Origin of the sequence: Paenibacillus sp. ALJ109b (assembly GCF_010747435.1) — a bacterium.
GTDB lineage: Bacteria > Bacillota > Bacilli > Paenibacillales > Paenibacillaceae > Paenibacillus > Paenibacillus taichungensis.
This window is the reverse complement of the sequence record NZ_JAAIFP010000018.1, coordinates 26234-50316: the sequence shown is the minus strand read 5'-3', so window position 1 is coordinate 50316 and position 24083 is coordinate 26234. Positions and strand designations below refer to the sequence as shown.

Genomic DNA, 24083 nt, shown 5'->3' with positions numbered 1-24083 from the left:
AATCGGTCGAGGGCTTATCCAAATATGCAAGTTGTAAGTCGCAAATTTCGTTTCGGATCTAGTTTTCAGAGAACAAACTCTGAGATGTAAGCTAAGCTATGCGTTTGGTGGCGATGGCGGAGGGGTTCCACACGTACCCATCCCGAACACGACCGTTAAGCCCTCTAGCGCCGATGGTACTTGGACCGCAGGGTCCTGGGAGAGTAGGACGCCGCCAAGCAAAGAACCACTGCCGATGTTATTCGGTGGTGGTTTTTATTTGTTTATAAGCAAAAATTAGAATTAACTATTAGTTTAGAGACATTGCACTAAATGATTTAACATAGATAAGCGTCACTCGATATGAGTGGCGTTTTATATATATATAAAATCAACCTGTCCGTATGGAAAATACAGTTGTATGCATCAGGCAATACACCTAATATAACCAGGGAGTTTCCCTTGACAGTCTAAATAACGCTTTGCTAAGATGGCAATAATAAATTTTTCAGAAAACGTATTTTCGGCATAAAATACAGCCTGAGATCTTCGGGTTTTGGACCGTAAAGCTGAGCAAACATAAGGAGGAACGCCCGCGTGTGGGAAGATAAATTTGGTAAGGAAGGTTTCACCTTCGACGATGTACTGCTGGTGCCCCGTAAATCCGAGACACTGCCTAAAGAAGTGGACGTATCTGTTCGTTTGAGTGACAGCGTAAAACTGAATATTCCTTTGATTAGTGCTGGTATGGATACTGTTACTGAAGCGACATTGGCTATTGCCATTGCCCGTGAAGGCGGTATTGGTATCATCCATAAAAATATGTCTGTTGAGCAGCAAGCGGAGGAAGTGGATCGGGTTAAGCGCTCGGAGAGTGGTGTTATTACCAACCCGTTCTCACTGACAGCTGAACATCTGGTTTCTGATGCAGAGTCGGTTATGGCGAAATATCGCATTTCCGGTGTACCGATTGTTGAAGGAGATCAAAAGCTTGTTGGTATCCTGACAAATCGCGACTTGCGTTTCATCCACGACTTCTCCATTAAAATCAGCGAAGTCATGACTCGTGAGAATTTGGTTACTGCGCCTGTAGGTACTACACTGCAAGAAGCAGAAGGTATTCTCCAGAAGCATAAAATTGAGAAACTTCCATTAGTAGATGAGTCCAACACACTGAAAGGTCTCATTACTATTAAAGATATCGAAAAAGCAATTCAATTCCCTAACGCAGCTAAAGATGCACAAGGACGTTTGCTGGTTGGAGCAGCGATCGGGATTTCCAAAGACACCTTTGAACGTGCTGATGCATTGGTTCAAGCTGGTGTAGACCTGATTACGGTAGACTCGGCACACGGACATCACATTAACATCATTGATGCGGTTCGCCAGCTGCGCGAGCGTTTCCCGAACCTGACCATTGTTGCGGGTAACGTTGCTACAGGCGATGCAACTCGTGAGTTGATCGAAGCTGGGGCGTCCGTTGTCAAAGTGGGAATTGGTCCAGGTTCCATCTGTACAACTCGTGTAATTGCTGGTATTGGTGTTCCTCAAGTTACAGCAATATACGATTGTGCAAATGTAGCACGTGAATATGGCGTACCAATCATTGCTGACGGTGGTATCAAGTACTCTGGTGAGATTACTAAAGCTCTTGCTGCAGGTGCTCATGCAGTTATGCTGGGAAGCTTGTTTGCAGGTACGGCAGAAAGCCCGGGAGAAACGGAAATCTTCCAAGGACGTAGCTACAAAGTTTACCGCGGTATGGGTTCAATGGCTGCGATGAAACAAGGAAGTAAAGATCGTTACTTCCAGGATGATGACAAGAAACTGGTTCCGGAAGGAATTGAGGGACGTGTTGCATACAAAGGTCCTTTGTCTGATACGATTCATCAGTTGATTGGTGGTCTACGCTCAGGTATGGGATACTGTGGTACAAGCAGTTTGGAGCAGCTTCGTAACAACACTCAGTTTATTCGTATTACAGGCGCGGGGCTTCGTGAAAGCCATCCGCATGATGTACAGATTACGAAAGAAGCTCCTAACTACTCGTTGTAATCTGAATTGTGTTAATCATTTCCAGGACAGGCTTGGCGATTTTCGCCGGGCCTGTCTTTTTTTGCGGATACCCCTGTGATAGAATAGAACAAGCGGTGATGATCCTTTAATGGATTAGGGCGTTGCGGCGATTTTTTGACGTGAGTCTATGAACTGTTTCCGACAATGAATTTTGAGTGATAGAAAAAGGTTGAAGGTTGCCCAGCGAAAAAAGAAGCGCGGACGTCCTTTTACATAAGCATTTCATTTAATGCTAACTAAGTGACAATCGATTCGAACTTTAGGAGCAATGACATTGCTCTTTCGATACAGCGCATATACAACAGACATCTCACACATCATCTTCACCTGTTAGGGACTAAGAAAATATTGCAGCTCAAGCTGTACTGAAGCACACAATAGAAAGCTTCGGACCGAAGGGAGTATTCATCATTGAAAGCCAAACAAATGAATAAGAAAAAACGTCAAATGCTCAAAAAAAGCGTAGCCTCGGTTATGCTGATTAATATGCTCTGCATGTCTGCGGTAATGCCTGTTATGGCTGCTGCAAACGATTCAGGGCAGGTCTTGATCGCGGCGGCTACAACAACGAAGACCGAAAAAGCCGTGGACATTCCTTCGGCAGACTCATTAGGACTCGATGTTAAATCAGCCATACTGATGGAGGCTTCAACGGGCCAGATTCTGCTCAATGTGAATGCGGATAAAGCTATGCCACCAGCCAGCATGACCAAAATGATGACCGAGTACATTGTGGCTGAACAGGTTAAACAGGGAAAGTTTAGTTGGGATGATGTTGTTACAATCAAAAAGAACGCTGCAGAAAGTACTGGCTCACGCATTTTCCTCGCAGAAGGTGATCAGCATACTATTAAGGAACTATATATCGCCATGGCTGTAGGATCAGCCAATGATGCTACAGTGGCCTTGGCTGAGCACATCGCTGGCTCCGAGCAAGCATTTGTGAAAATGATGAATGATGAAGCGAAGCGTATGGGAATGAAAGATAGCTATTTCATCAACTCCACAGGACTGGATCGTGCAGATATGCCTGCGGATTTCCGCCCAACTGAAGATAAGGAAATCGTTATGTCGGCACGGGATGCAGCCATTTTGTGCAGATATATCATCATGGATCACCCGGACTACAAAGATTTCACGACAATTCAATCCTATAAATTCCGCCCCAACGACAAAGATCCAATTATTAACTATAACTGGATGCTGGAAGCGAATAAAAATATAACCAACTTCAAAAGCTATGCCTATGAAGGTCTGGACGGGATGAAAACGGGCCATACCACAAACGCAGGCAATAACTTTACAGGCACTGCTGAACGTGATGGCATGCGTCTGATCAGTGTAGTTATGGGTACCGATTCGGAGCCAGCGCGTTTCAGAGAAACGAAGAAAGTATTGGACTTCGGATTCAACAATTTTGAAGTGAAACAGGCGGTTGCTGCTAAAACTAAAGTCACAGGCTGGGAAGCTGTACCTTTGAAAAAAGGGAAGGAAACAACAGTACCTGTTGTGACAGATAATGCAGTAAGTTTCGTTGTACCTAAAGGTACTCAAAACCTGGACGTGACATTTAAAGCGAATGTAACTGAAGCTGATAAGTTGGTTGCTCCAATCAAGGCCGGAACCAAGGTTGGTACGGTTACTTATACGTACAAAGCAGAGGGAATTGAGCCACAAGAGAAAACAGTGAACCTCATCACCGCAGAAGAAGCGGAAAAGGGCGGTTGGTTCCGTCTCTTCTTCCGTGCAGTGAAAGATTTCTTCGTTGATCTGTTTGATGGCATCAAAAACCTGTTCTAATAGACATGGTGAAGGAAGACGGGATAATATGACATTTTCAATATAGTGTCGTTAGACCATTGACAAAATACAATTAATTCCGACTGGATGGATTGTATATTTACAATTTTTCCGGTAAAATATCAAGTTAGAATTCTACGTATAATTCAGTTGAAAAGTCTATTGTTCTTCTAACTGACACTGAATATTCCACATCCTTTTCATGGGCAAGAACGACACATCCATTATGGTAGGGTTGGGGTATGGAAACGGGAATAGCACGCGTTAAAAGAGGGGCCAAAGCGCAGATCGGACATTGTGGCGCCAAGGACTTGGGTGAAGCGTTGCGCCGGATTGGCGAAGGTGCTTCTATGATCGGTACCAATTCCAAACTTGCACCTTCCGAGCCCATGCAGGATAGCGGCTGGTAAGAGAAAGGTGGATTTTAAATGAAGATCGGCGTTTTAGCACTTCAAGGGGCAGTCACCGAGCATATTCGTAGTGTTGAACGGGCCGGAGCAGAAGGATTGGCAATCAAACAGGTTCAACAACTCGAGGAGCTGGATGGGTTGATTCTTCCTGGCGGTGAGAGTACCACGATTGGCAAACTGATGCGCAAATATGGTTTCATGGAGGCCATTCGGGCATTCGCTGCTGAGGGTAAACCGGTGTTCGGCACCTGTGCTGGTTTGATTGTTATGGCCAAACATATTGAAGGACAAGAGGAAGCTCATCTGGAGCTAATGGATATGACCGTTTCGAGAAATGCATTTGGACGGCAGAGGGAAAGCTTCGAAACGGATCTCCCGGTAAAAGGCATTGAGGAGACGGTAAGAGCTGTGTTTATACGGGCACCTCTAATTGAGAGTGTGGGGGAAGAGGTAGAAGTTCTCTCCACTTACAAGGATGAGATTGTTACTGCCCGCCAGGGGCATCTGCTGGCTTGCTCCTATCACCCTGAGCTGACAGATGATTATCGACTGCATGCTTACTTTGTGGACATGGCTAGGTCGTATAAACAGCCTGTACAGAACCAATAGTGATTGATATACAACCTATGACTGCCGGTGAACCGGATCAGTCCTCCAGAGGCTCACAAGGCTTGCTGGCAAGGTGCTGTCTGGTCAGATGCCTGATGTTGCCCGTATCTGCTTTCAAAGCGGGAATCGCAGCGTAGGGCAGCACCGGAGGCCATAGGTTGTTTTTTACCATTAAGAAATGATGAAGTTATAAGGCTGCAAAGTTTTGACAGGAGTTAATATGGAAGATTTCTACTTTGTGGTGTTATTTAGGAGGGGTATTTAGTGCTTGATGTGAAAATATTGCGGAATGAGTACGCACGTGTTGAAGAAGCGTTGACGAAACGTGGCAAATCGCTGGATCTAATCGCCGGGTTTACGGATATGGATGCCAAGCGTCGTGAGTTGCTGCAAGAGAGTGAAAACCTGAAAAGTCGCCGGAATACGGTATCCGGAGAAGTTGCCAAGCTTAAAAAGAGTGGCGAAAATGCAGACGAGTTGATCCTTGAGATGCGCGAAGTCTCCGATCGAATCAAAGCAATGGATGAAGAAGTGCGTGAGTTGGAAGTGAAGATCAACGATCTGACTATGGCGATTCCGAACATCCCTAACGAGAGTGTACCTGTTGGTGCGTCCGAAGATGATAATGTGGAGATTCGTCGTTGGGAAGAGCCGAAGTCCTTTTCATTTACACCAAAAGCACACTGGGAAATCGCACAGGACCTCGACATTCTTGATTTTGAAGCGGCTGCCAAAGTAACAGGCTCCCGTTTTACCTTTTATAAAGGATTGGGTGCACGTTTGGAACGTGCTTTGATTAACTTTATGATGGATCTGCACAGCGATCAGCATGGGTATGAAGAGATTCTGCCTCCATACATCGTTAACCGTGACAGCTTGTTTGGAACTGGCCAACTGCCGAAATTCGAGGAAGACCTGTTTAAGCTGAAAGATACCGAGTATTATTTGATCCCTACCGCTGAAGTTCCGGTAACGAACTATCATCGCGAAGAGATTTTGAATGCTGACCAGTTGCCTAAACACTTTGTAGCATACAGTTCGTGTTTCCGATCTGAAGCAGGTTCTGCTGGACGGGATACACGTGGCTTGATTCGTCAGCACCAGTTCAATAAAGTTGAGTTGTTGAAACTGTCTTCTCCTGAGACTTCTTATGAGGAATTGGAGAACATGACTCTAAATGCGGAACGTGTGCTTCAATTATTGGGGCTGCCTTACCGTGTTCTGACGTTGTGTACAGCAGATATGGGCTTCACGTCTGCCAAAACATATGACATTGAGGTTTGGTTGCCGGAAAGCAATACGTATCGTGAAATCTCGTCTTGCTCCAACTGTGAAGACTTCCAAGCACGTCGAGCTAATATCCGTTTCCGCAGAGAGCCAAAAGCGAAACCGGAATTTGTCCATACTTTAAATGGTTCAGGACTGGCAGTGGGGCGTACTGTAGCTGCTATTCTGGAGAACTACCAACAAGAAGATGGAACAGTGGTTATTCCTGAAGCACTGCGTCCTTATATGGGCGGAGTCAGCGTAATTGCTCGTCGTTCCTAGGATGTTCGACTAAATGAATGAAATAAAAACCGTCTCCTGACAAATGGAAGTTTAGAACGTTCCATTTTCACAGGGCGACGGTTTTTTGTGGTTTATTGTTTAAGAAGACGATACGTTAGCTATGATTATCACCTAAGCGAAAGCGTAATATTAGTTCAATGGAGCGCAGGGCACCAAGATCATAAGTGCTTCGTCTGTGGTTGCTGCTTTTTTCGGCTCGAAGGATGTCCCGAATGTATCTTGAAGCAAATTGAGCGATGTCAGGGCCTGGACTTGGGCTGTGGCCCAAGGAGAGATAGAGTCTTGGTCCAGATAGGATTTCACAGCTGATCTATTAGCGACAGAATCTCCTCCTGCATACTGAATTGCCCGATAAGCCATGCTTGCCAACTCTTCCCGGGTGACCTGACGATCGGCACGAAATGTTCCATTAGCATAGCCTTTAACAAGTCCAAGGTGTGCCGCTGTTGCCGCATACGATTGTTCCTAAGGCAATGTGTTCAAAGGGTCATTTTTACGATACACACCTATAAGCAACCACCCACCCCATAATGAAAAAGTCTAAATTCGATTATACAGAGCAGGGCTGAACCGATTCTGAACAATCATTTCAATCGTCAGGTAGCGCTGGTTACCGTTACTTAGTAGGCGAAAATCCCCTTTTTGATGTATCGAATAATAAATCATATAAAAAGGTTGCTTTCTGCTATACAATTATGGTATGATCTATTTCGTGGCAAGTTTATAAAAGTTAATGTCCTGGAGAGGTACCGAAGCGGTCATAACGGGGCGGTCTTGAAAACCGTTAGGGGGCAACTCCACGTGGGTTCGAATCCCACCCTCTCCGCCATATTACAATTATGATAAGGGTCCGAGCGATAAGCTCGGGTCCTTTTTTGCATTTATTTATACATTTAGCGCAGCCGCATACATGCTGTATTTATAAAGAATTTTTACGACAAGAAATCAGTTTGTTTCAATATCTGTGTGATGCATAAAAACATCCGAATCGCCGCACTTTATATAAGAGTGGAGGTGGTAAGATGAACCGCGAATTAAACATAGATCAGACGGAGCTTGTAGGTGCTTGGCAGGAAAGATTGCCTGAGGTCCTAAATGTCGGAGATCGGGCTCAGGTTATGGCTGACGAGGCTGATCAACAGGCTATTCGAATTCACATCGCAACAGCGGGACACCAGATGTACTCTTTTGATTTCAAGTGTGCCTATGTGGATTCTCGTGAAGTCAGTGTACAGCTAATTGATGTGGAACGCGATGGAAGGACGACGGATGAGCGTACAGAGCCCATTCAGGAATTGGCTCAGGATTACACGCGTCATATTCATGAATGTGCCCAGTCGTTGCAACCCAAAACCAGACACTAGGTAGACGTCAAAGGAGTGGTAATACGTGAGCAAAGCCAAAGATGGAACAGATAAAAACCTGCAAAATGTAGTCGCAGATCTGGATCAGACAGCTGTGAATAGTCACCATGCCCAGCAAATTCAACAGGACTCGAATGACCGTCGGCATCAGGATTCCATGAATCATGACAAAACGGAAGATATGGACCCATCCCATTCCTAATCCAATGAAGAGGGGGGAACAACATGAGTAAACCCAAAACAACACCTGTGCCTGAAGCTCAGGCTAATGTGCAGCACCGAAAACCTGAAAAGCATTCTTCCATGCAGGAACCGTTGTCAGGCTCCAAAAAAGTGAAAAACCAGAATCATGTAGATCATCACAATCCTCAAGGCTAAGTTAAGGAAGATTCATTCCTTTCTTTAGCACATAATTAATGCATAACTATAACCCATAACTCCGGTTAACAAACCGGGGTTTTTGCGCGTTCATACATGATTTAGAGGAGGACATCATTGATATCTAAAGCTTACATAGGTCTTTGTAGCCAATTTAGAGAGTAAAGCTCACAAATTTCCCAAATCGTGTTTCCGTTTCAGAATAAATGGTATATCATTGATATTGAATTATTTTTTTGGGGTTATCACGAGAGGAGAGAAACAAATGACTAAACGTATGGGGGCGCTTCTTCTTACGTTGCTGTTAACCGTATCCATGGCACTGACAGCATGTAGCAGCAAGCAAGAGCCAAAAGAGGCATTGAAGACGGCGGCAGCCAATGCTTCCAAATTGACTTCGTATGAGATGAGTTCTAACTTCACTATTAATGAATTGAGCTATAAAGCTGCAGACGAGTCACAACAGGATCCAACGATGTCTCAGTTTATGAGCATGCTGAAGGATGCTCAGTTGAATGTAACTGGCGTATACCAAAGCGAGCCAATGCAGACCGAAATGACGGTAGGTATTGAGCTTAAAGGCGATATGGGTATGACATTTACCATACCAATGGTTATGACCGCTGAGAAGTTATATGTTAAGGTACCAAGTATTCCGTTCTTCCCGATTCCGGAAACGGTTGTTGGTAAATTCCTGGAGCTGGATCTGAAAGAACTGGCTGAGCAAGAAGGAACGGAATGGAATCCAAATGCTATGGATGCAGCGAAAACACAAAAGCTGAGCAATGAAGTTATGGATGCGGTCCTGAGTGAGTACGATCAGGATAAATTCTTTAAAAACCTGGACGTGAAGGATGCACAGCTTCCAGAAGGTTTGGATGCCAAGCAAGTTGTTCAATTTTCGGTCAACAATGACAATGTGAAGGAAGCTGTTACTGTCCTGGTAACCAAAGCATTGCCTAAAGTATTGGATATCATTTCTAAAGAAGAGTATCGTGACATGTTGCAAATGAGTCAGGAAGATATCGACAAAGCTAAAGAGGATCTGAAAATTACTGAAGCAGATCAAGCTGAAATGGCTAAAGATCTGGACCAGTTGAAAGATACACTGACCATTAACCAGTTCCACATTGATTTTGCTTTGGACAAAAAAGATTTCCCGGTATATCAAAAATTGGTTGCTGATCTGTTGATTAAACAACCTGATACCAAGGATGAAGTTAAACTTGCTTTCACTGGTTCGAACACGTACACCAAAATTAATGAGAAGCCAGCATTCAAAATCAACATTCCTACTGGCGAAGATGTTATTACAATGGATGAGTTCGAAGAACTAATGAATGCATCTTACGGATACTAAGTTCTCAGAGATTCATTAGTTAAAGCAAAGAGCCGCTCGACCTTAGGGTTGAGCGGCTCTTTGTATGTTGTTCCATGTTCGTTCAATTACTGTAAAGATTCACCCAAGTCCTCGGCCAGCACAGCATAGATCTGATGATCCTGATACTCTCCGTTAATCTTGAGATATTTACGAGCAATGCCCTCAGCTTGAAAGCCGTTCTTCTCCAGAACACGTTTTGAACCCGTATTGGATAATAGAATGGCCGCTTGAACACGATTTAACTTCAGAGCACGGAAGGCGTAGGATACAGCGAGTTTCACGGCTGCGGTCATTCGTCCTCCGCCTTGGTAATTTGGATGGATGAAGTATCCCATGTCTGCATAATTGGCAACGCCCTGAACGACATTGTTCAAGCTAACCTGACCGATCAGAATACCATCGTCGATTGTAAAAATTCCGAATTGATAACCTGTTCCTTCCTCAGCCGCCTGCATTCTGTCTTGAAGGCGTCTGGTTTGCGCATGCAGCGTATAGAACTCATCATCCCGGATAGGCTCTACAGCTTGGTAGGGAAGCCGTGTGATCTGAATAAGAGCAAGATACGCTTCTGCATCTTGTGGAGTAAGTAAACGGAGACTTATTCCTTTTGGTGTGTCGTATAGTGTTAGTGGCATGGAATGCATTTCCTCTCTAGATAGATATAAAAATCTATTTTTTGCGTAAACGCCGGAAAAATTGAGTCAGCATGGTGGAGCATTCTGGTTGCAGAATGTCAGCAACCACTTCGGTTCGATGATTAAAACGAGGTTCCTGCAGCAGATTCATCAGCGTTCCTGCACAGCCGGCCTTGGGATCTGCGGTACCATATATGACTCGAGGCACTCTGGATTGCACAATGGCACCTGCACACATCGGGCAGGGCTCCAGTGTAACGTACAGACTGCAATCCAGCAGTCGCCATGCACCTATGGCTTCACTGGCCTGCCGGATGGCTACCATTTCCGCATGTGCTGTGGAATCAAGTGTCGTCTCGCGCAGGTTAAATCCACGACCAATAATGCGATTATGTTGAACAATTACAGCCCCGATGGGTACTTCCCCTAGTGCTTCTGCCTTGTAAGCTTCAGCAATAGCTTCACGCATCCAGTGCTCGTGCTGAGCCTCCTCCGAGAGATGCGTAAGATCAGGTTGGAGAACGTCATCCTTCATTAAAATGTAAAACTCCTTCCAAAGAGCATTTTGTGCGGCGAACAAACATTCGTTTGTTAACATGTTGTGTATAAGTCTGTGGATAACACGCGAGTTGCTCACATAGTTATGAACATACTATCCACATGCCTGTGGATTTGTGTATAATTTTTAGTGGTTATTCCCATTGTAGGCATGGAAATGACAAAATACAATTGATTTCGCGTTTTTCAGCCAAGCGGTAACTTTTGGACAAGGGTCAATTATCCTTTTCAAATAGACATACAACAGTTATGATGGATATAGGTTTTGCCATATATCGCCAGAGGGTACAAGCCGAGAGGTGAACGAAAAAGTTGTCTATTAAAACGAAATTATCCATGATTATGTCGTGCTCAGTGCTCGTCATTTTAGTTTTAAATATAGCACTGAGTTATTATACTACAGAAGAGAATCTAAGGCAGGACAGCGAAACCAAGATGGTGCTTACGGCCAAACAGATTGCAATCGCTGTCGAACAGAGTCAGTCCAGTTCAGAATATGTAAAACGACAAATTGGGAACAATCTATGGCTGGCCTCAGTAATGGCAGCGGAAGAACTGGACCCGAATATTAATAATATCACAAATGAAGACCTGGTTCGCATGAGCGAAAAAGTCGGTGTTTCCCACATTTCATTGATGGAGCAAACGGCTGATGATATTGTGGTTACCCGATCTTCCGATCCAAAGGAGATTGGATTATCTACCAAATCCATGACGTACTGGTATCAGGCATTTAAACAGCTGTTCGAAAACCATCAGGTTACGATTTCACAAGGACAGAAATTAGACCATTTTTGGTCGGATGGATTCGAATATTCTACATCCAATCCGTCAGATGTTGATATCTGGGGTTACTATCATGATGGGAAGAGGAATTACATAATCAATCCCTTCTATAATAATGCCGCTGTTGACGACTATGTGAAGATCTCTGGTCCAGACGAGATTTTGAATAAGATTCGTGAAGTGAATCCTTCGATTCTGGAGATTACAGGCATCAATCCATTGACCTTCGGTAGCTCGAGCATGAGCAATGACGGAAGGGATACGAACCACAACAAGTTGAATAACAGGCCAATTCGTTTCGGTACTTATCAATATGGTGCCGCAGAAGAGGATCACAAGGCGGTCGTACGGGCCATTCGTACTGGGCAGAATGTATCCTTTGTCAGTGAAACTCATGAACAGAAGGTGCTCAAAAGTTTCATCCCGATATTCACCCCCAATGAATCATCTTATGTGATTAGTATTGTCATGGACTATAAGCAAATATCCTCCATGGTATCGGAACAACTGGTTAGCCATGCCTCCATTTCACTTGTGTTGCTGGAGATTGTGATCTTTGGCAGCTATTTGCTCGCAGGATACATTACGCGTCCAATTCAATCTATTCTGGGCAAAGTGAATGATGTGGCTGATGGCCATTTTGATTTCCGTCTGAAAGTGAGAAGAAAAGACGAACTGGGCCAATTAGCGAATCGCATTAATGCCATGATTCGTAATTTGGGCCATTATACGAATCGTCTGAAACAGATGTATGAAGAAAATCGTGCGGTAAAAGAGCATTTGGAATCGATCATTAACCAAACCGCAGATGCGATTCATATTACGGATCTGGATGGAAATGTTCTGCGGGTAAACCGTGCCTTTGAGCAGTTGTACGGCTGGCGCAGTCGTGAAGTAGAAGGCCGTAAGTTGAAAATTATCCCTCCTGGTACTGAAGAGGAGATGGAAGAGCAGCATGCCCAGTTGATTGAGGGTATGTCAATTACGTCCAATGAAACGACATGGATGAAGAAGGATGGTAGCCGTGTCGAAGTCAGCGTGAGTACAGCACCAGTCCGGGATGAAGCAGGCGAGATCACAGCACTAATCAGCGTATCAAGAGATATTACCAGCCGTAACCGTATGGAGGAACTGCTCAGACGTTCCGAGAAACTGACGACGGTTGGTCAGCTGGCAGCAGGGGTTGCGCATGAGATACGTAATCCTCTTACGACCCTGCGTGGGTTTCTTCAGCTCCAACAAGAGACGAACAAGCTTAACCACCGGCACTTGGACTTGATGCTGTCCGAGTTGGATCGAATTAATCTTATTGTGGGTGAGTTCCTGATACTGGCCAAACCACAGGCGGTTCATTTTCAGGAACGGGATATTCGCTTCATTCTGGGAGATGTTATATCATTACTGGACAGTCAGGCGCATCTGCATGGTGTGGAATTTGTATTGAATGCTTCATCCGATTCAGCTATGGTACACTGTGAAGAGAACCAGTTGAAGCAGGTCTTCATTAACTTGCTGAAGAACGGCATGGAGGCCATGCCAGACGGAGGTAATATTCGTATTAAACTCAATCATGACGAAGAGAATAGTCGGGTTCGGATTGAAATTAAGGATGAAGGCACTGGAATTCCAGAAGAATTGATGCCTAAGCTGGGGGAACCATTCTTTACAAGCAAGGAATCGGGAACAGGGCTTGGCCTGATGGTCAGCCAGCGCATTATTCAATCACATAAGGGCATGATGGATATCAGAAGCGTCATGAACAAGGGAACGACCGTCATTATCGAGCTGCCTGCTTCCCAACAGCAACCGGAGAGTATGGAGGAAGAGCATAAGACGGACAATGAACCTACAGACGAAGAGAACTAGATGAGGTGAGATTACCTTTTGCGTATTAATAAATTTATCAGTGAAACGGGTTTTTGTTCCCGTCGAGAAGCCGACAGATTGGTGGAAAGCGGGAAAGTAACGATTAATGGAGTCAAGGCAGAGCTGGGCAGTCAAGCAGAAGATGGCGATGATGTAAGAATTAATGGTCAACCTATTAAGGAAAAACGGAAACACGTATATATTGCACTCAATAAACCTGTCGGAATAACGAGTACAACCGAACAGCACATTCAAGGGAATATCGTTGATTTTGTAGGGCACAAAGAGCGTATTTTCCCCATTGGTCGCCTGGATAAGGATTCGGAAGGTTTGATTCTGATGACCAATGACGGTGATATCGTCAATCGAATTCTAAGGGCAGAAGGACGTCATGAGAAAGAATATATTGTCACCGTGGATCGTGCGGTAACGCCGAGTTTCTTAAGAGGCATGAGCACAGGAGTCAAGATCCTTGGAGAAATGACGCTGCCTTGTACAGTGACTCGTATATCAGAGCGGGTGTTCCGCATTATTCTGACGGAGGGAAAAAACCGCCAAATTCGCCGGATGTGCAGTGCATTTGGCTATGAGGTTCGGAAGTTGAAGCGGATTCGTATTATGAACATTCATCTCGGTGAACAGGCCACAGGGACCTGGAGAGAGCTGACACTCGCAGAAAAGTCGGAATTGAGCAGTTTGCTAGATTATAATATGGAATAAATGATGATATCCAAGGCGCTGCTTTCCCTCAAGGGGAAGCAGCGCTTTTTCATATCAGTGGATAGAAAAAAGCCACTCCCCTGTAATGAAGGGGAGTGACTTAAGCATTACTTTTTTACAACGAACAACTCTTTAGTTATCTTTTCCGACTGCTTTCACGGCCGTGTTGTTACTCTGATATTTCCGGATAATCGAAACTTCTACCCGACGGTTTTGAGCTCGTCCAGCATCTGTTTGGTTGCTAGCGACTGGGTGATACTCTCCATAACCGCTAGGTGTGAACTTCGAAGGGTCCAGCGCCTCATTCAATAACAGAATTTTGAGGAAATTCAGTGCTCGATCGGCACTCAAATCCCAGTTATCCTTATATTGGCTGTTCGAAATGGGAACATTATCAGTATGGCCAGACACAACGACTTCATATTCCGGGAACTCCTGCAGCATGCTCGAGATGGCTTTGGCCAGCGAGCGTGATTCGGGTTTAACATCGGCCCGGCCTGAGGAGAACAGAGCGTTATCACTGATCGTGATTTTGAGCTCAGACTGATTCAGCTTCGTATTCAGCTGATCGGAGAGACCGTTTTTCTGAATATATTGATCAAGCCGTTTCTTGAGTTTCTCCAGATCTTCCTGTTCTTTCTGAGCCATCTGCGCATCTGTAATCTGAGCGGCTGTCTTCTTGATATCTTCAGGCTGCTGTTTGTTCTTACCCAAATCTATAGTAGATTCTGTAGGGTTCATGGAGGTATGATCCAGTACACCCGAACCACCATTCAATGCGCTGCTCAGTGCGGAAGCCATCTGTTCAAACTTCGTTGCATCTATAGAGCTCATAGAGAATAATGTGATAAACAGAGCGAGCAGCAACGTCATCAAGTCAGAGTAGGGAAGCAACCAACTCTCGTCTATATGTTCTTCATGCGGTTCGTGTTTTTTAGCCTTTTTCACCTGATGAGCCCTCCTTCTCTTCCAACTGTCTACGTTCGGAAGGTGTCAGGAATACAGATAATTTTTGATTAATGGCAATGGTGGATACACCAGATTGTATGGATAACAAGCCTTCCACCATCATCAGCTTGATTTCCATCTCTTTTTTGGACATCCGCTTCAGTTTATTGGACATTGGATGCCACAACACGTAACCACTAAAGATACCGAGAAGTGTCGCGATAAACGCCGCTGCAATCGCATGCGAGAGCTTTTCCATATCACTGAGATCGGCAAGCGCTGCAATGAGACCTACAACGGCCCCGAGTACCCCGAGCGTTGGTGCATACATCCCCGCTTGGGCGAAGATCAAGGCACCGCCACGATGGCGCTCTTCTGTAGCATGAATATCTTCCATGAGTACATCACTTACAAATTCCTGATCATTGCCGTCAATAATCATACGCATACCGCCGCGCAGGAACTGATCATCAATATCTTCGACTTTCGATTCAAGTGCGAGCAAACCTTCACGACGGGTAGTGGAAGCCCAGTCCATAAATGTGCCGATTAGAGAAACACGGTCAATCAGTTGTTGCTTTTTGAACAGTACCCCGAAAAGCTTGGGGATTTTCTTAACTTCAGACATGGGAAATGCCATGAAAATAGTTGCTGCCGTACCAACAAAAATAATAACGTAGGCTGCCGGGTTGTTAACCAGGTTGATTAGGGGCGCACCCTTCAGGAACATACCCACTACAAGTGAAACCAGCCCTAAAACTAGTCCGATAATCGTTGAAATTTCCATCATACACCTCATCCATGAGATAAAATTGAATCCTTTCAAGCGGCTTTATTCGGGCTTCCGGACGAACGTTACACCGCAATCCGTTTAATGTTAGGCATCCTTTAGGGTTGCAGAAACAGTTAAAACGGTCATGTATAGTATTTATCGACCAGATGGCCTTTTTTTTTAAGGGTTATTTTCAGGTATAATAAGATCAAATCTGCTCCTTAGGGGCTAAATAGGAGTGAAAAGCCAATGGGCGTAAAGCATGGACGAGATTATGAAGGAATATTGACAGATTTGACAGAGGCTATAGGACGAATACCGGACCGCTATGTTTTCTTTGAGATGGATGAGGAAGAATGGTCACGCCTTGGTGTAACAGAGCAACTTGAAGTAGATGAGGCGCTCGCTGAAGATCTGTTCTATGCACTGGGTGAGGAGTCGGTCATTCCGGTAGGAAGTGGAGTGGTCATTCATGACAAGGATCAGCACCGAATTCATATCTTAATTGGGGAAGAAGAGCTGACTTTTGTACCGCTCATTTAGTATGCTCCCATAAGATATTTGGCATGGAAACCTGAGTTGGAGAATCTCCCTAAAGCCTTATGGTTAGTGGATCTAGCGCCATTTGCACTATTGGAATTTGAGGCTTGTCCGTGGTAAGATGATAGTCATGAAACGGGCGAACCGCAGGGCGGTGGACCTATGCGTTTGGGTTGCTATGGGTAGCACCAAAGGTTTCGGTGGCAGTTGTCTGTGATGAGCCATCATATGGGGAGGAAGATAACGTATGGTTTTTACGCAAGAGGAAGTCGAAGCTCATCTGGGAAGGCTGGAAGGCTGGGAACTGGAAGAGGGACGATGGATTGTCCGCAAGTTCGTATTTTCCAACTACATGAAAGGGATTGCATTTGTGGACGAGGTCGCAGCGATTTCGGAAGCGTTCAATCATCACCCTTTCATTACGATTGACTATACAACGGTCACACTGCGTCTCACATCATGGGATGAAGGTGGCATCACATCTGTAGATATTAAAGAAGCGCAACAATATAATGAGGCTTTTGAGAAAATGAGGTCGGAATAACCTGGATCGGTTATATCGCACTACCGGAAATGAGTGAAGCATACATGTCAGACAATAATCAGAACAAACCTCTTATTGCTGTCGTAGGCAGCCTTAATATGGATCTGGTGGTGAAGACGGATATCATTCCTGAGGAAGGCGAGACGGTGAGCGGGGAGGAACTGCACTATTTGGCCGGGGGCAAAGGCGCCAATCAGGCGGTTGCTGCTGCACGACTGGGCGGACAGACAACGATGATTGGTGCGGTAGGTTCGGATGGTTTTGGTGAACGCCTATTGCACAGTCTAACGGAAAGCGGGGCGGATGCCTCGCAAGTTCGCATTCTGGATGATACCGTTACAGGTACGGCCTCCATCTGGCTCTCCAAAGGAGATAACCGGATTATTGTCATTCCCGGAGCGAATGGGCAGGTTGTGCCTGCGATGCTGGAAGAGGCGGATACGGTAAAAAGCCTGACTGCAGCTGCAGCGGTGCTGCTGCAGCTGGAGATCCCGCTGCCTGCGGTCACCCGCGCCGCCCAACTGGCGGCTGAAGGCAGCGCATTGGTGGTGCTCAACCCGGCGCCTGCGGTGCCGGGTCTGCCCCAGGAGCTGCTGCGGTGCGTCGACGTTGTCACGCCGAACCGCAGCGAGCTCGCCGTGCTCACCGGCCGGGATGATCTCCGGCCGGAAGACGTGGATGCGGCGGTCGCAGAGCTCGCCGCATCCCTCGGGGCCGCTGTCGTCACGACGCTCGGCCCCGAGGGGGCTGTGTACGCGGCAGCGCCTGGCGGCCGCGTAAAGGCAGGGCGTGCCGGCGCGTGCCGTGCGCCCGGCTACGCCGTAAGCGCCGTCGACACGACCGGCGCTGGCGATTGCTTCAACGGCGCGCTGGCAGTAGCCCTTGCGCGCGGAGAGACGCTGGACGCGGCGGTAAGCTTCGCCATGGGCGCAGCCGCGTTGTCCGTGACGAAGCTCGGCGCCCAGTCCGGGATGCCGTCCGCACGTGAAGTGCAGGCTTTCCTTGCCGAGCAGAAGGCAAAGACCCAGTAATCTATGCATGCTTTAGCTGAATCAGAGGCGGCAGGTGTCAGTAGGCAGGATACGCTAATGCATCTAGATAGCCATAGCGTGGTGGATGTTTTCATCGGAGCATCCCTGAAATAACCAAGAGGCTCTTACTTCCCAGTACGGGAGAGTAAGAGCCTCTTCTCTGTATAACCATTGATAAAAACAGCAACCCTGTAATATAAATACGGGGCGACTACGTTGTACATCTAGCGTCAGCGTGGTTTAGAGAATGCGTAAAGAGCAGGAGGCGATTGAAGCCGCCATACGCACTACACATGCAACCCGCCACAAACTGATCGCCTGGGACGTCTTGGATTACTTCTTCTCCGCCAGCCACATCGCAATATTCGCGATTTCTTCATCTTTCAGCTTGTCTTTGAACGAAGGCATACCGCCGCTTTTACCTTTAACAATCGTGGTATAAATCTTCTCCACATCGTCCTGGCTACCAATCTTCTGCAGACTAGGGCCCATACCCCCTTGAAGCTGATCACCGTGGCAGGTAATACAGTTTGCTTTGACCAGTGCCTCAGCCTGTCCTGCATCCATTGTAACTTGCGGCATCGTCGGTTTCGCTTCTTCTGCAACTTCCTCTTTCCCTGGAAGCGTAAACATTAGTACAATAGCTAAAGCGCACGCTGCAAAAAATACCCCGCTCATGATCCATTTGTGCATCCCTTATGTCCCCTCCAGAATGAAAGATCATCTAACTTGAAACTATCCATATCATTATAACGGAACCTGTAGTGACATCATAGCATTTTGTGGTAATTTTTTGAACTAATCACATAACCGGGGACTTTCTAGGGTGATTTTAAGCTCTTTTTATCCGCGTGGACCTTCATAGACCATACAGTAAAAGGGCTTCAAACCGCTTGGTGTCTGTCGTTCGTATGTATCCTGCGTAACAAATCCGGCTTTGAGATAGACACGAATGGCCCGGCCATTCCAGGTCAGAACTTCCAGATCAATTTCGTTTGCAGGGTTCCGGCGAATCGCTTCCTGCACAATGGCCGAGACAAAAGCCGTTCCTTGACCATGACCACACAGATCGGGGTGCATGCCAAGCCCAATGCGGGTGACACCTTCAAGTGGGAAGTATTGAGCGAAGCCGCAAATTTGATGATCCTCTCCCAGCACCACCGCATATTGTTCTTTTCGTAGCTGGGGATCGCCGAATTCCACTTCAAGTGCTTTCATCTGCTCCCAGGGCAGCCAGCTATAAATATTATAAGGCGGGTCATACTGCCAATTGCAGATGAGCTCCGCATGTTCTTCTTGCATGGGCACAACGTGAAACGTCACAGGGGCTTCATCCATACAACTGCACGCTCCTCTCATTGTGAACAAGCTATAATGATTCTGATTTGTCCATATACATATGTCATTCCATATCTAAGCTTGTTTCCACTCTACAAAAGAGGCGTTCATTTGGCAAGTCCTCGTTTTTGAAAAAAAAGTGAAACAAAAGTTCCGGTAATTTCGTTTATATTATAGTGGGATGGGTAAAAACATTATAAGAGCACGGACAAAGCAACGAAAAATAGCTTTTAAAAAAAGTTAAAGTTAGGTTTGATAGCTGTCCCGAATACGTTAAAGGAAACGAAGCACAAAAAAACCGCCGGATACATTCCTGCGGAGAATGTACCAGACGGTTCTATTATGCTTCGTTACAGTAGTTTTATTGTTACAGCATGACGTTGCTCAGCTTGTCCCTAGTCGATGGCCAATGTCTCATATGCGTCCGTGCTCATAATGCGTTTAGCGCCAACATAGCGGTTAGCCCAGTAGCTTTCGCTTAATGCGCTAATTGTAACTCCTTTGGAAGAAGAAGAGTGTGCAAACTTTCCATCCCCTACAAAGATCCCTACGTGTGAGACCCCTTTGCCCGTTGTATTGAAGAATACCAGATCACCTGGTCTCATTTCCATACGGGATACTGAATCACCCATGTCGAATTGCGAACTCGATTGGCGAGCCAGATCAATACCCAGCTTGTCGAATACATAGCTTGTGAACCCAGAGCAGTCAAAGCCGCTAAGCGTTGTTCCTCCGCTTTTGTATGTAGTTCCCATTGCTGAATCAATGACTTGGTCCATTTTTGAATCTGCGAATGCGCTGCCTGCTCCAAGCGATAATGCGAATGTGATGCTGAGTACAGCTGCGGTTAATTTCTTCTTAAACAAGAGATATACCCCTTCCAATGCCTGCGAGGTTAGCTTAAGGATTCGGTTGAAGGTCCCCTATGATCCCTCTGTTGCAAGATCAATTCACCCATAACTGGTTCCCCCGCTTCCCAGGTGCTAGGAATTTGGCTATGCTAGTTATGCACCTGCGAAATCAAGAAATGACGATTAAATTTTAAGTAGTTACAAATATGAAGGTAAAGATTACAAAGTTGTTACTAAAAACTCACTGCGATTATTGTAACAGAGGTGTATCACTTTGGCAACGTTTAACAGAAAAATTAGCAAAAAAAACCTCGACCTTTGACGGGGAAAGGTCGAGGTTTGCTTGTTTAAAGGTGTTTGATGAAAACAACTTTACATATAGATGGTAACCATTTTTAACTGTGCATGTTAATCCTTGACCGAGTTGGACTGCCATAACCGGAAATGGGCGCATATCTTCCATAAGCTCAGCAAGCACCGGGCAAGTGGATACGTCTGTTGTAGTATAAGACCAGTTAAGCCCGTTAGTAACCATGAAGCTGAAGTGAAGGCGCCAAAGACCAGGAGATGTAGGCCACCCAGCAGTACGGCAATGCCAATTAGAGTGATGACCTGGCGTAGTGCAATCCATAGAGCTTGAAACGTACCACGTGCTCCGCCTTCCCCATCAGGAGCCGAGATACCAAACTGCATGTACAGCAGGACATGATGGATAACCCACCCGTATACAATCCAACCAGCAACATAGGGAATACCAGGCAGGAGCAGATGGAGGGAATGAAAACCTTCCATAAGGATGGAATAAAGTTTTGGTGCGATCCAATAAGCCGGTAGCAGCAGCAATAGGGTGCGAATAGTGTGGAGCAGAAGCATTGGTTTCCACAAATTTTTGATGCCGCGAATGAATGGAATGCGCTCTTCCGAATGATTATAATGCTGGAGCGAGTAGAGCAGCCCTGCCTGAATGAGAGGGCTAATTAGCATCCGTAGCAGCAGCATAGCCCCTAAAATCCATAAATAGCGATGGACCTCTGGATTCATTGTCAGGCCGAGTTGGCTCTCCATTTTGAATAAAATTGTACTGAGTTCCCCTGCATCAGGGTCGGGATAACGCAGGAGTAGCGGAACCACAGCTGATTGAACCATTCGATAAAGAAAGTATCCCCATACTAATTGATAGAGAAATAAGAGTGCTGCAATGAACATATGCTGACGGACGAGAAACCAGCCTTCACGTATTTTCGCTTTCACTGTATCCACCTCACCATGACAGACTTCCGAATATGGCTTCTATAAGTTTGGTTGCACTCATGCTCCAGCGGGATTTGGTTGGCTCATCCAGTCCGGCTTTCAGAAAATTGTTCATATGATGGTTCTCCAGCACAATCGTGTACAGCGGATCAGTCATGGCCCAGGAAACAGGGGAAGTATAGGTCAGTTTGTAGGTAATGCGCTCCTCGCTGCCATCCCATTCTTTCGTCATGGTTTTCCCATCTTCGAACATAATTCGAACAGGCACCTTCTTATATTCACTGCCTTTTTTCTGGACTGTAATGGATGACTCGTACAACGTTTGACCGTCTTTCAGGGTAGGATTGATTGTGATCTTCTCCACTGCAAAGTCAGCCATGCCGTCACCGTATACATATTGATTAAAATAATCGGTCCAGGAGGTACGGGTTACTTGCTCCACGACCTTTTGAAAATCAGACGAAGTAGGGTGTTTGAAACGGTATTTCTTTACATAGGTCGAGAGAATACGCTCCATCGTTTTGGCACCAACTTGTTGTTCTATCCCGAGTAATACAAGCTTGCCTCGTGTGTATACGTTGGCGGCATATTGATTCTGGGAATCGAACTTCCAGGAGTCCTGTGTCAGAGAAGCTGGAGAAGTAATGAGACCTGATTGTACAGGCAGATTCGGGATAAGTCCGTATTCCTGTTCCATCACTTTGTCTTCTGCATAGGAGGTGAACCCTTCGTCCAGCCAAGCCTCCTCAAATTCATTACTGGCGACCATGCCGTAAAAATACTGATGCCCAATCTCGTGCACAACCGTGCGTTCCAGATCGTAACCAGGTGTAGAATCATCCGCACCGAAAGCGGTGACCAAGGTAGGATATTCCATTCCCCCTGCGCCATTCCCCGATTTGGGCGGGACAACGATGGACAGTGTGGAATACGGATAAGGGCCAAACCACTTGCTATAATTGGATAACGCTGCTTTGGCGGCGTAGAAATAACGTTCCTTCAGGTCCTCATGAGCAGGGTCGAGATACAGCTTGATTCGGACGCCTGGCACATTGGGAGCAGAGAAGGGTTCTTCCGCATAAACAAAATCAGGAGAGGCTGACCAGGCAAAATCATGCACATCATCGGCATAGAACTGATATACTTTTTCGCCGTTCTTCACAACAGCTTGCTGGGTTGGGAAACCGGTAGCAGCTACTTTGTATGTTTCCGGTACCCGAATACGCACACTATAGATACCGAAATCAGCATAAAACTCTGAATTGCCGTGATACTGATGCAGATTCCAGCCTTCGGTCGTCCGACCTCGTGTGCCTACTGGCTCATATACGCTAAGTTTAGGGAACCATTGACCTGCCATAACAAAATTATCTGCCGTTCCCATGCGGGCAAAAATTTTCGGTAGCTTGACCTCAAATCGGGTGTGAAGCGTTATGCTTTCACTGCCTTTAACGGGTTTGGGCAGCCGTACCTTAATGAGGGTAGTATCTTTCATGTTTCCGTCATCCGGTTGCACATATTGCATCCGATGCAAGAGAGAAAGTCCGTCCTCTGTTTTCATTTCTGTAATATGCATAGAACCATAACCGTTCGTGGGCATGACATCACCGCGAAGTTTCCCCCCGGATTCTTTCATAAAAGTGGTGTCAGCAGAAGAGAAGGCATTGGGATACATGTGAAAATAAAGCTCGCTGACGGTTTTCTTACCTGGATGTGTCCAGGTTATCGTCTGAGTCCCTTGCAGTACATTCCCGTCTACCAGCTTCACATCCATGTGATATTCCACTACGCGGTTGCTGAACACTTCAGCTGTAGGTGTCTGTATACTTTCCGGAGATGTTTGGGTTTTGACGGGTGCCGTAGGCTTGCCCGATTCCGGGGCGAGCGCAGGCAAGTCAGAATGAATGGAACGTGTGGAACCCAGACCAAGCCATATCCCTCCGGCAACTACACACAGGGCTATAATTGCGGTGAGCCAGCTCTTGGCGCGTCGTGGAATCATCGTTAAATACCTCCCGTTGACAAGCATCTACAGCATGTATATGTTTGCATTGGAGCGATTATTAGTTAAAATATTTGTATCAACCCTTGGAGGCTATAAACATGGACCAAAACGAGCAAAACGGCAAAAAACAGATTGCCTTGAATATCGTTAGTGCAAAGAGCAAACACAAAGGCTTCGGTGCAGGTTCCATAGATCTGAACAACCTGTCTCCAGTTATTATTGATAACGGAGAAGCCAAGATCGATATTGGTGCGATGCATGCAAAGAGCAAAGTGGAGCGCAACATCAAGTTCTCAACCAACCGTGAGGACGTACCCAATGGACGCCAGGTATGGCTGGTATGGGTAGCTGTGGACCGAAACGAACAGGGGCAGTTCTATGGTGGAGCAACAGCGTGTGAGATGTGGATTGATACAGAAGCGCGTCGTGGATGGAAACTGCTGGCCGAACATGTGAACCGCATGGATTATGCCATGAAGCGCCGGTTCATGCTGGATGACCTTGGACCTGAGGATCGCGCGGCACTCAAGACGTTGCTGATTACGCATAACGAAGAATGGTGGAACGCTTCTCCGGATGAATTGAAAGAAGCGCTCGCCTAATTAATGAATGTTCAAAGTTGTTCAAAAAAAAGAAGCAAAAGCCCCGGGACCGAGATGATCGGTTCGGGTT

At 46.0% G+C, this 24083-nt stretch carries 24 protein-coding genes, 1 tRNA gene, 1 rRNA gene, 2 pseudogenes and 1 riboswitch; of the genes and pseudogenes, 17 read left to right on the top strand and 11 right to left on the bottom strand.

The window, feature by feature from the left end; translation table 11 throughout:
• Positions 1 to 103: 103 nt before the first annotated feature.
• The 6 genes and pseudogenes from rrf to serS all read left to right on the top strand — a co-directional run bounded on the left by rrf (position 104) and on the right by serS (position 6422).
• A 5S ribosomal RNA gene (gene rrf / locus G3352_RS19010) occupies positions 104 to 220 on the top strand.
• Between the two features lie 356 nt (positions 221 to 576).
• Positions 577 to 2034, top strand: coding sequence for an IMP dehydrogenase (gene guaB / locus G3352_RS19005; RefSeq protein WP_163758822.1), 1458 nt, complete (start codon positions 577 to 579; stop codon positions 2032 to 2034).
• A 432-nt stretch (positions 2035 to 2466) separates the two neighbouring features.
• On the top strand, positions 2467 to 3855 hold the full coding sequence (locus G3352_RS19000; RefSeq protein WP_163758821.1) for a D-alanyl-D-alanine carboxypeptidase family protein: 1389 nt from the start codon (positions 2467 to 2469) through the stop codon (positions 3853 to 3855).
• A gap of 296 nt (positions 3856 to 4151) precedes the next feature.
• Positions 4152 to 4226 (top strand): annotated as a pseudogene (locus G3352_RS18995) (hypothetical protein); the annotation flags it as partial.
• Between the two features lie 57 nt (positions 4227 to 4283).
• A complete protein-coding gene (pdxT, locus tag G3352_RS18990; protein ID WP_099859271.1) occupies positions 4284 to 4874 on the top strand; it encodes a pyridoxal 5'-phosphate synthase glutaminase subunit PdxT in 591 nt (196 codons plus the stop codon).
• Between the two features lie 264 nt (positions 4875 to 5138).
• Positions 5139 to 6422, top strand: a complete 1284-nt coding sequence (gene serS / locus G3352_RS18985) for a serine--tRNA ligase (RefSeq protein ID WP_163758820.1) — start codon at positions 5139 to 5141, stop codon at positions 6420 to 6422.
• A gap of 150 nt (positions 6423 to 6572) precedes the next feature.
• On the opposite strand, the gene G3352_RS18980 is transcribed toward serS, so the two are convergent.
• Both G3352_RS18980 and G3352_RS31725 read right to left on the bottom strand, forming a co-directional pair.
• Positions 6573 to 6803 (bottom strand): hypothetical protein, encoded by a 231-nt coding sequence (locus tag G3352_RS18980; protein WP_240343143.1) that lies wholly within the window; start codon positions 6801 to 6803, stop codon positions 6573 to 6575.
• A 15-nt stretch (positions 6804 to 6818) separates the two neighbouring features.
• Positions 6819 to 6890, bottom strand: a pseudogene (locus tag G3352_RS31725) (S-layer homology domain-containing protein); the annotation flags it as partial.
• Positions 6891 to 7183: 293 nt separating this feature from the next.
• Between G3352_RS31725 and G3352_RS18975 the strand changes: the two are divergent.
• The 5 genes from G3352_RS18975 (at position 7184) to G3352_RS18960 (ending at position 9545) form a co-directional block, all read left to right on the top strand.
• Positions 7184 to 7272: transfer RNA gene (locus tag G3352_RS18975), tRNA-Ser, on the top strand.
• Positions 7273 to 7465: 193 nt separating this feature from the next.
• On the top strand, positions 7466 to 7807 hold the full coding sequence (locus G3352_RS18970; RefSeq protein ID WP_064641367.1) for a hypothetical protein: 342 nt from the start codon (positions 7466 to 7468) through the stop codon (positions 7805 to 7807).
• Positions 7808 to 7832: 25 nt separating this feature from the next.
• Positions 7833 to 8009, top strand: a complete 177-nt coding sequence (locus G3352_RS30925; protein ID WP_205524943.1) for a hypothetical protein — start codon at positions 7833 to 7835, stop codon at positions 8007 to 8009.
• 23 nt (positions 8010 to 8032) lie between these two features.
• The gene (locus G3352_RS18965; protein ID WP_063567623.1) at positions 8033 to 8185 is read left to right on the top strand and encodes a small acid-soluble spore protein P; all 153 of its coding nucleotides are present in this window, start codon (positions 8033 to 8035) and stop codon (positions 8183 to 8185) included.
• Positions 8186 to 8450: 265 nt separating this feature from the next.
• Positions 8451 to 9545, top strand: coding sequence for a hypothetical protein (locus G3352_RS18960; RefSeq protein WP_163758819.1), 1095 nt, complete (start codon positions 8451 to 8453; stop codon positions 9543 to 9545).
• A gap of 86 nt (positions 9546 to 9631) precedes the next feature.
• Here the strand turns inward: G3352_RS18960 and G3352_RS18955 are convergent, their stop codons facing one another.
• Entirely contained in the window at positions 9632 to 10201 is a 570-nt protein-coding gene (locus G3352_RS18955; RefSeq protein WP_163758818.1) for a GNAT family N-acetyltransferase, read from the bottom strand.
• Positions 10202 to 10235: 34 nt separating this feature from the next.
• On the bottom strand, positions 10236 to 10736 hold the full coding sequence (gene tadA, locus G3352_RS18950; protein ID WP_163758817.1) for a tRNA adenosine(34) deaminase TadA: 501 nt from the start codon (positions 10734 to 10736) through the stop codon (positions 10236 to 10238).
• A 335-nt stretch (positions 10737 to 11071) separates the two neighbouring features.
• Between tadA and G3352_RS18945 the strand changes: the two genes are divergently transcribed.
• Both G3352_RS18945 and rluF read left to right on the top strand, forming a co-directional pair.
• Positions 11072 to 13411, top strand: coding sequence for a PAS domain S-box protein (locus tag G3352_RS18945; RefSeq protein ID WP_163758816.1), 2340 nt, complete (start codon positions 11072 to 11074; stop codon positions 13409 to 13411).
• Positions 13412 to 13429: 18 nt separating this feature from the next.
• Complete coding sequence (rluF, locus tag G3352_RS18940; protein ID WP_163758815.1) at positions 13430 to 14131, top strand: 23S rRNA pseudouridine(2604) synthase RluF; 702 nt, start codon at positions 13430 to 13432, stop codon at positions 14129 to 14131.
• Between the two features lie 132 nt (positions 14132 to 14263).
• Here rluF and motB read toward each other — a convergent pair whose 3' ends face one another.
• Both motB and motA read right to left on the bottom strand, forming a co-directional pair.
• Positions 14264 to 15079: a flagellar motor protein MotB gene (gene motB / locus G3352_RS18935; RefSeq protein ID WP_076292202.1), complete on the bottom strand. Its 816-nt coding sequence runs from the start codon at positions 15077 to 15079 to the stop codon at positions 14264 to 14266.
• A complete protein-coding gene (motA, locus tag G3352_RS18930) occupies positions 15066 to 15866 on the bottom strand; it encodes a flagellar motor stator protein MotA (RefSeq protein WP_024628803.1) in 801 nt (266 codons plus the stop codon). The genes motB and motA overlap by 14 nt, the downstream gene beginning before the upstream one ends.
• Positions 15867 to 16100: 234 nt before the next feature.
• Between motA and G3352_RS18925 the strand changes: the two genes are divergently transcribed.
• From G3352_RS18925 to rbsK, 3 genes are all read left to right on the top strand, one after another.
• Entirely contained in the window at positions 16101 to 16394 is a 294-nt protein-coding gene (locus G3352_RS18925) for a hypothetical protein (protein ID WP_063567630.1), read from the top strand.
• A 244-nt stretch (positions 16395 to 16638) separates the two neighbouring features.
• Positions 16639 to 16935 (top strand): 4a-hydroxytetrahydrobiopterin dehydratase, encoded by a 297-nt coding sequence (locus G3352_RS18920; protein WP_064641360.1) that lies wholly within the window; start codon positions 16639 to 16641, stop codon positions 16933 to 16935.
• A 44-nt stretch (positions 16936 to 16979) separates the two neighbouring features.
• Positions 16980 to 17966, top strand: coding sequence for a ribokinase (gene rbsK / locus G3352_RS18915; RefSeq protein WP_163758813.1), 987 nt, complete (start codon positions 16980 to 16982; stop codon positions 17964 to 17966).
• 333 nt (positions 17967 to 18299) lie between these two features.
• Here the strand turns inward: rbsK and G3352_RS18910 are convergent, their stop codons facing one another.
• From G3352_RS18910 to G3352_RS18890, 5 genes are all read right to left on the bottom strand, one after another.
• Positions 18300 to 18659, bottom strand: a complete 360-nt coding sequence (locus G3352_RS18910) for a c-type cytochrome (protein WP_063567633.1) — start codon at positions 18657 to 18659, stop codon at positions 18300 to 18302.
• Between the two features lie 150 nt (positions 18660 to 18809).
• Positions 18810 to 19304 carry a GNAT family N-acetyltransferase gene (locus G3352_RS18905; protein ID WP_163758811.1) on the bottom strand — a complete coding sequence of 165 codons (495 nt, stop codon included), beginning with the start codon at positions 19302 to 19304 and terminating at the stop codon, positions 18810 to 18812.
• 395 nt (positions 19305 to 19699) lie between these two features.
• Positions 19700 to 20170, bottom strand: a complete 471-nt coding sequence (locus G3352_RS18900; protein ID WP_163758809.1) for a C40 family peptidase — start codon at positions 20168 to 20170, stop codon at positions 19700 to 19702.
• 3 nt (positions 20171 to 20173) lie between these two features.
• A riboswitch (cyclic di-AMP (ydaO/yuaA leader) is annotated at positions 20174 to 20311 on the bottom strand.
• A 252-nt stretch (positions 20312 to 20563) separates the two neighbouring features.
• Positions 20564 to 21406 carry a hypothetical protein gene (locus G3352_RS18895; protein WP_076292198.1) on the bottom strand — a complete coding sequence of 281 codons (843 nt, stop codon included), beginning with the start codon at positions 21404 to 21406 and terminating at the stop codon, positions 20564 to 20566.
• Positions 21407 to 21416: 10 nt separating this feature from the next.
• The gene (locus G3352_RS18890; RefSeq protein ID WP_163758807.1) at positions 21417 to 23408 is read right to left on the bottom strand and encodes a M1 family metallopeptidase; all 1992 of its coding nucleotides are present in this window, start codon (positions 23406 to 23408) and stop codon (positions 21417 to 21419) included.
• 101 nt (positions 23409 to 23509) lie between these two features.
• Between G3352_RS18890 and G3352_RS18885 the strand changes: the two genes are divergently transcribed.
• Positions 23510 to 24013 carry a YwhD family protein gene (locus G3352_RS18885; protein ID WP_163758805.1) on the top strand — a complete coding sequence of 168 codons (504 nt, stop codon included), beginning with the start codon at positions 23510 to 23512 and terminating at the stop codon, positions 24011 to 24013.
• Positions 24014 to 24083: the final 70 nt, after the last annotated feature.

Coding starts and splice junctions, on each gene's coding strand:
- pdxT (WP_099859271.1), top strand. CDS start 4,284: ATGAAGATCGGCGTTTTAGCACTTCAAGGGGCAGTCACCGAGCATATT.
- G3352_RS18980 (WP_240343143.1), bottom strand. CDS start 6,803: ATGGCTTATCGGGCAATTCAGTATGCAGGAGGAGATTCTGTCGCTAAT.
- G3352_RS18970 (WP_064641367.1), top strand. CDS start 7,466: ATGAACCGCGAATTAAACATAGATCAGACGGAGCTTGTAGGTGCTTGG.
- G3352_RS18965 (WP_063567623.1), top strand. CDS start 8,033: ATGAGTAAACCCAAAACAACACCTGTGCCTGAAGCTCAGGCTAATGTG.
- G3352_RS18960 (WP_163758819.1), top strand. CDS start 8,451: ATGACTAAACGTATGGGGGCGCTTCTTCTTACGTTGCTGTTAACCGTA.
- G3352_RS18955 (WP_163758818.1), bottom strand. CDS start 10,201: ATGCCACTAACACTATACGACACACCAAAAGGAATAAGTCTCCGTTTA.
- tadA (WP_163758817.1), bottom strand. CDS start 10,736: ATGAAGGATGACGTTCTCCAACCTGATCTTACGCATCTCTCGGAGGAG.
- motA (WP_024628803.1), bottom strand. CDS start 15,866: ATGGAAATTTCAACGATTATCGGACTAGTTTTAGGGCTGGTTTCACTT.
- G3352_RS18925 (WP_063567630.1), top strand. CDS start 16,101: ATGGGCGTAAAGCATGGACGAGATTATGAAGGAATATTGACAGATTTG.
- G3352_RS18920 (WP_064641360.1), top strand. CDS start 16,639: ATGGTTTTTACGCAAGAGGAAGTCGAAGCTCATCTGGGAAGGCTGGAA.
- rbsK (WP_163758813.1), top strand. CDS start 16,980: ATGTCAGACAATAATCAGAACAAACCTCTTATTGCTGTCGTAGGCAGC.
- G3352_RS18910 (WP_063567633.1), bottom strand. CDS start 18,659: ATGCACAAATGGATCATGAGCGGGGTATTTTTTGCAGCGTGCGCTTTA.
- G3352_RS18905 (WP_163758811.1), bottom strand. CDS start 19,304: ATGGATGAAGCCCCTGTGACGTTTCACGTTGTGCCCATGCAAGAAGAA.
- G3352_RS18890 (WP_163758807.1), bottom strand. CDS start 23,408: ATGATTCCACGACGCGCCAAGAGCTGGCTCACCGCAATTATAGCCCTG.
- G3352_RS18885 (WP_163758805.1), top strand. CDS start 23,510: ATGGACCAAAACGAGCAAAACGGCAAAAAACAGATTGCCTTGAATATC.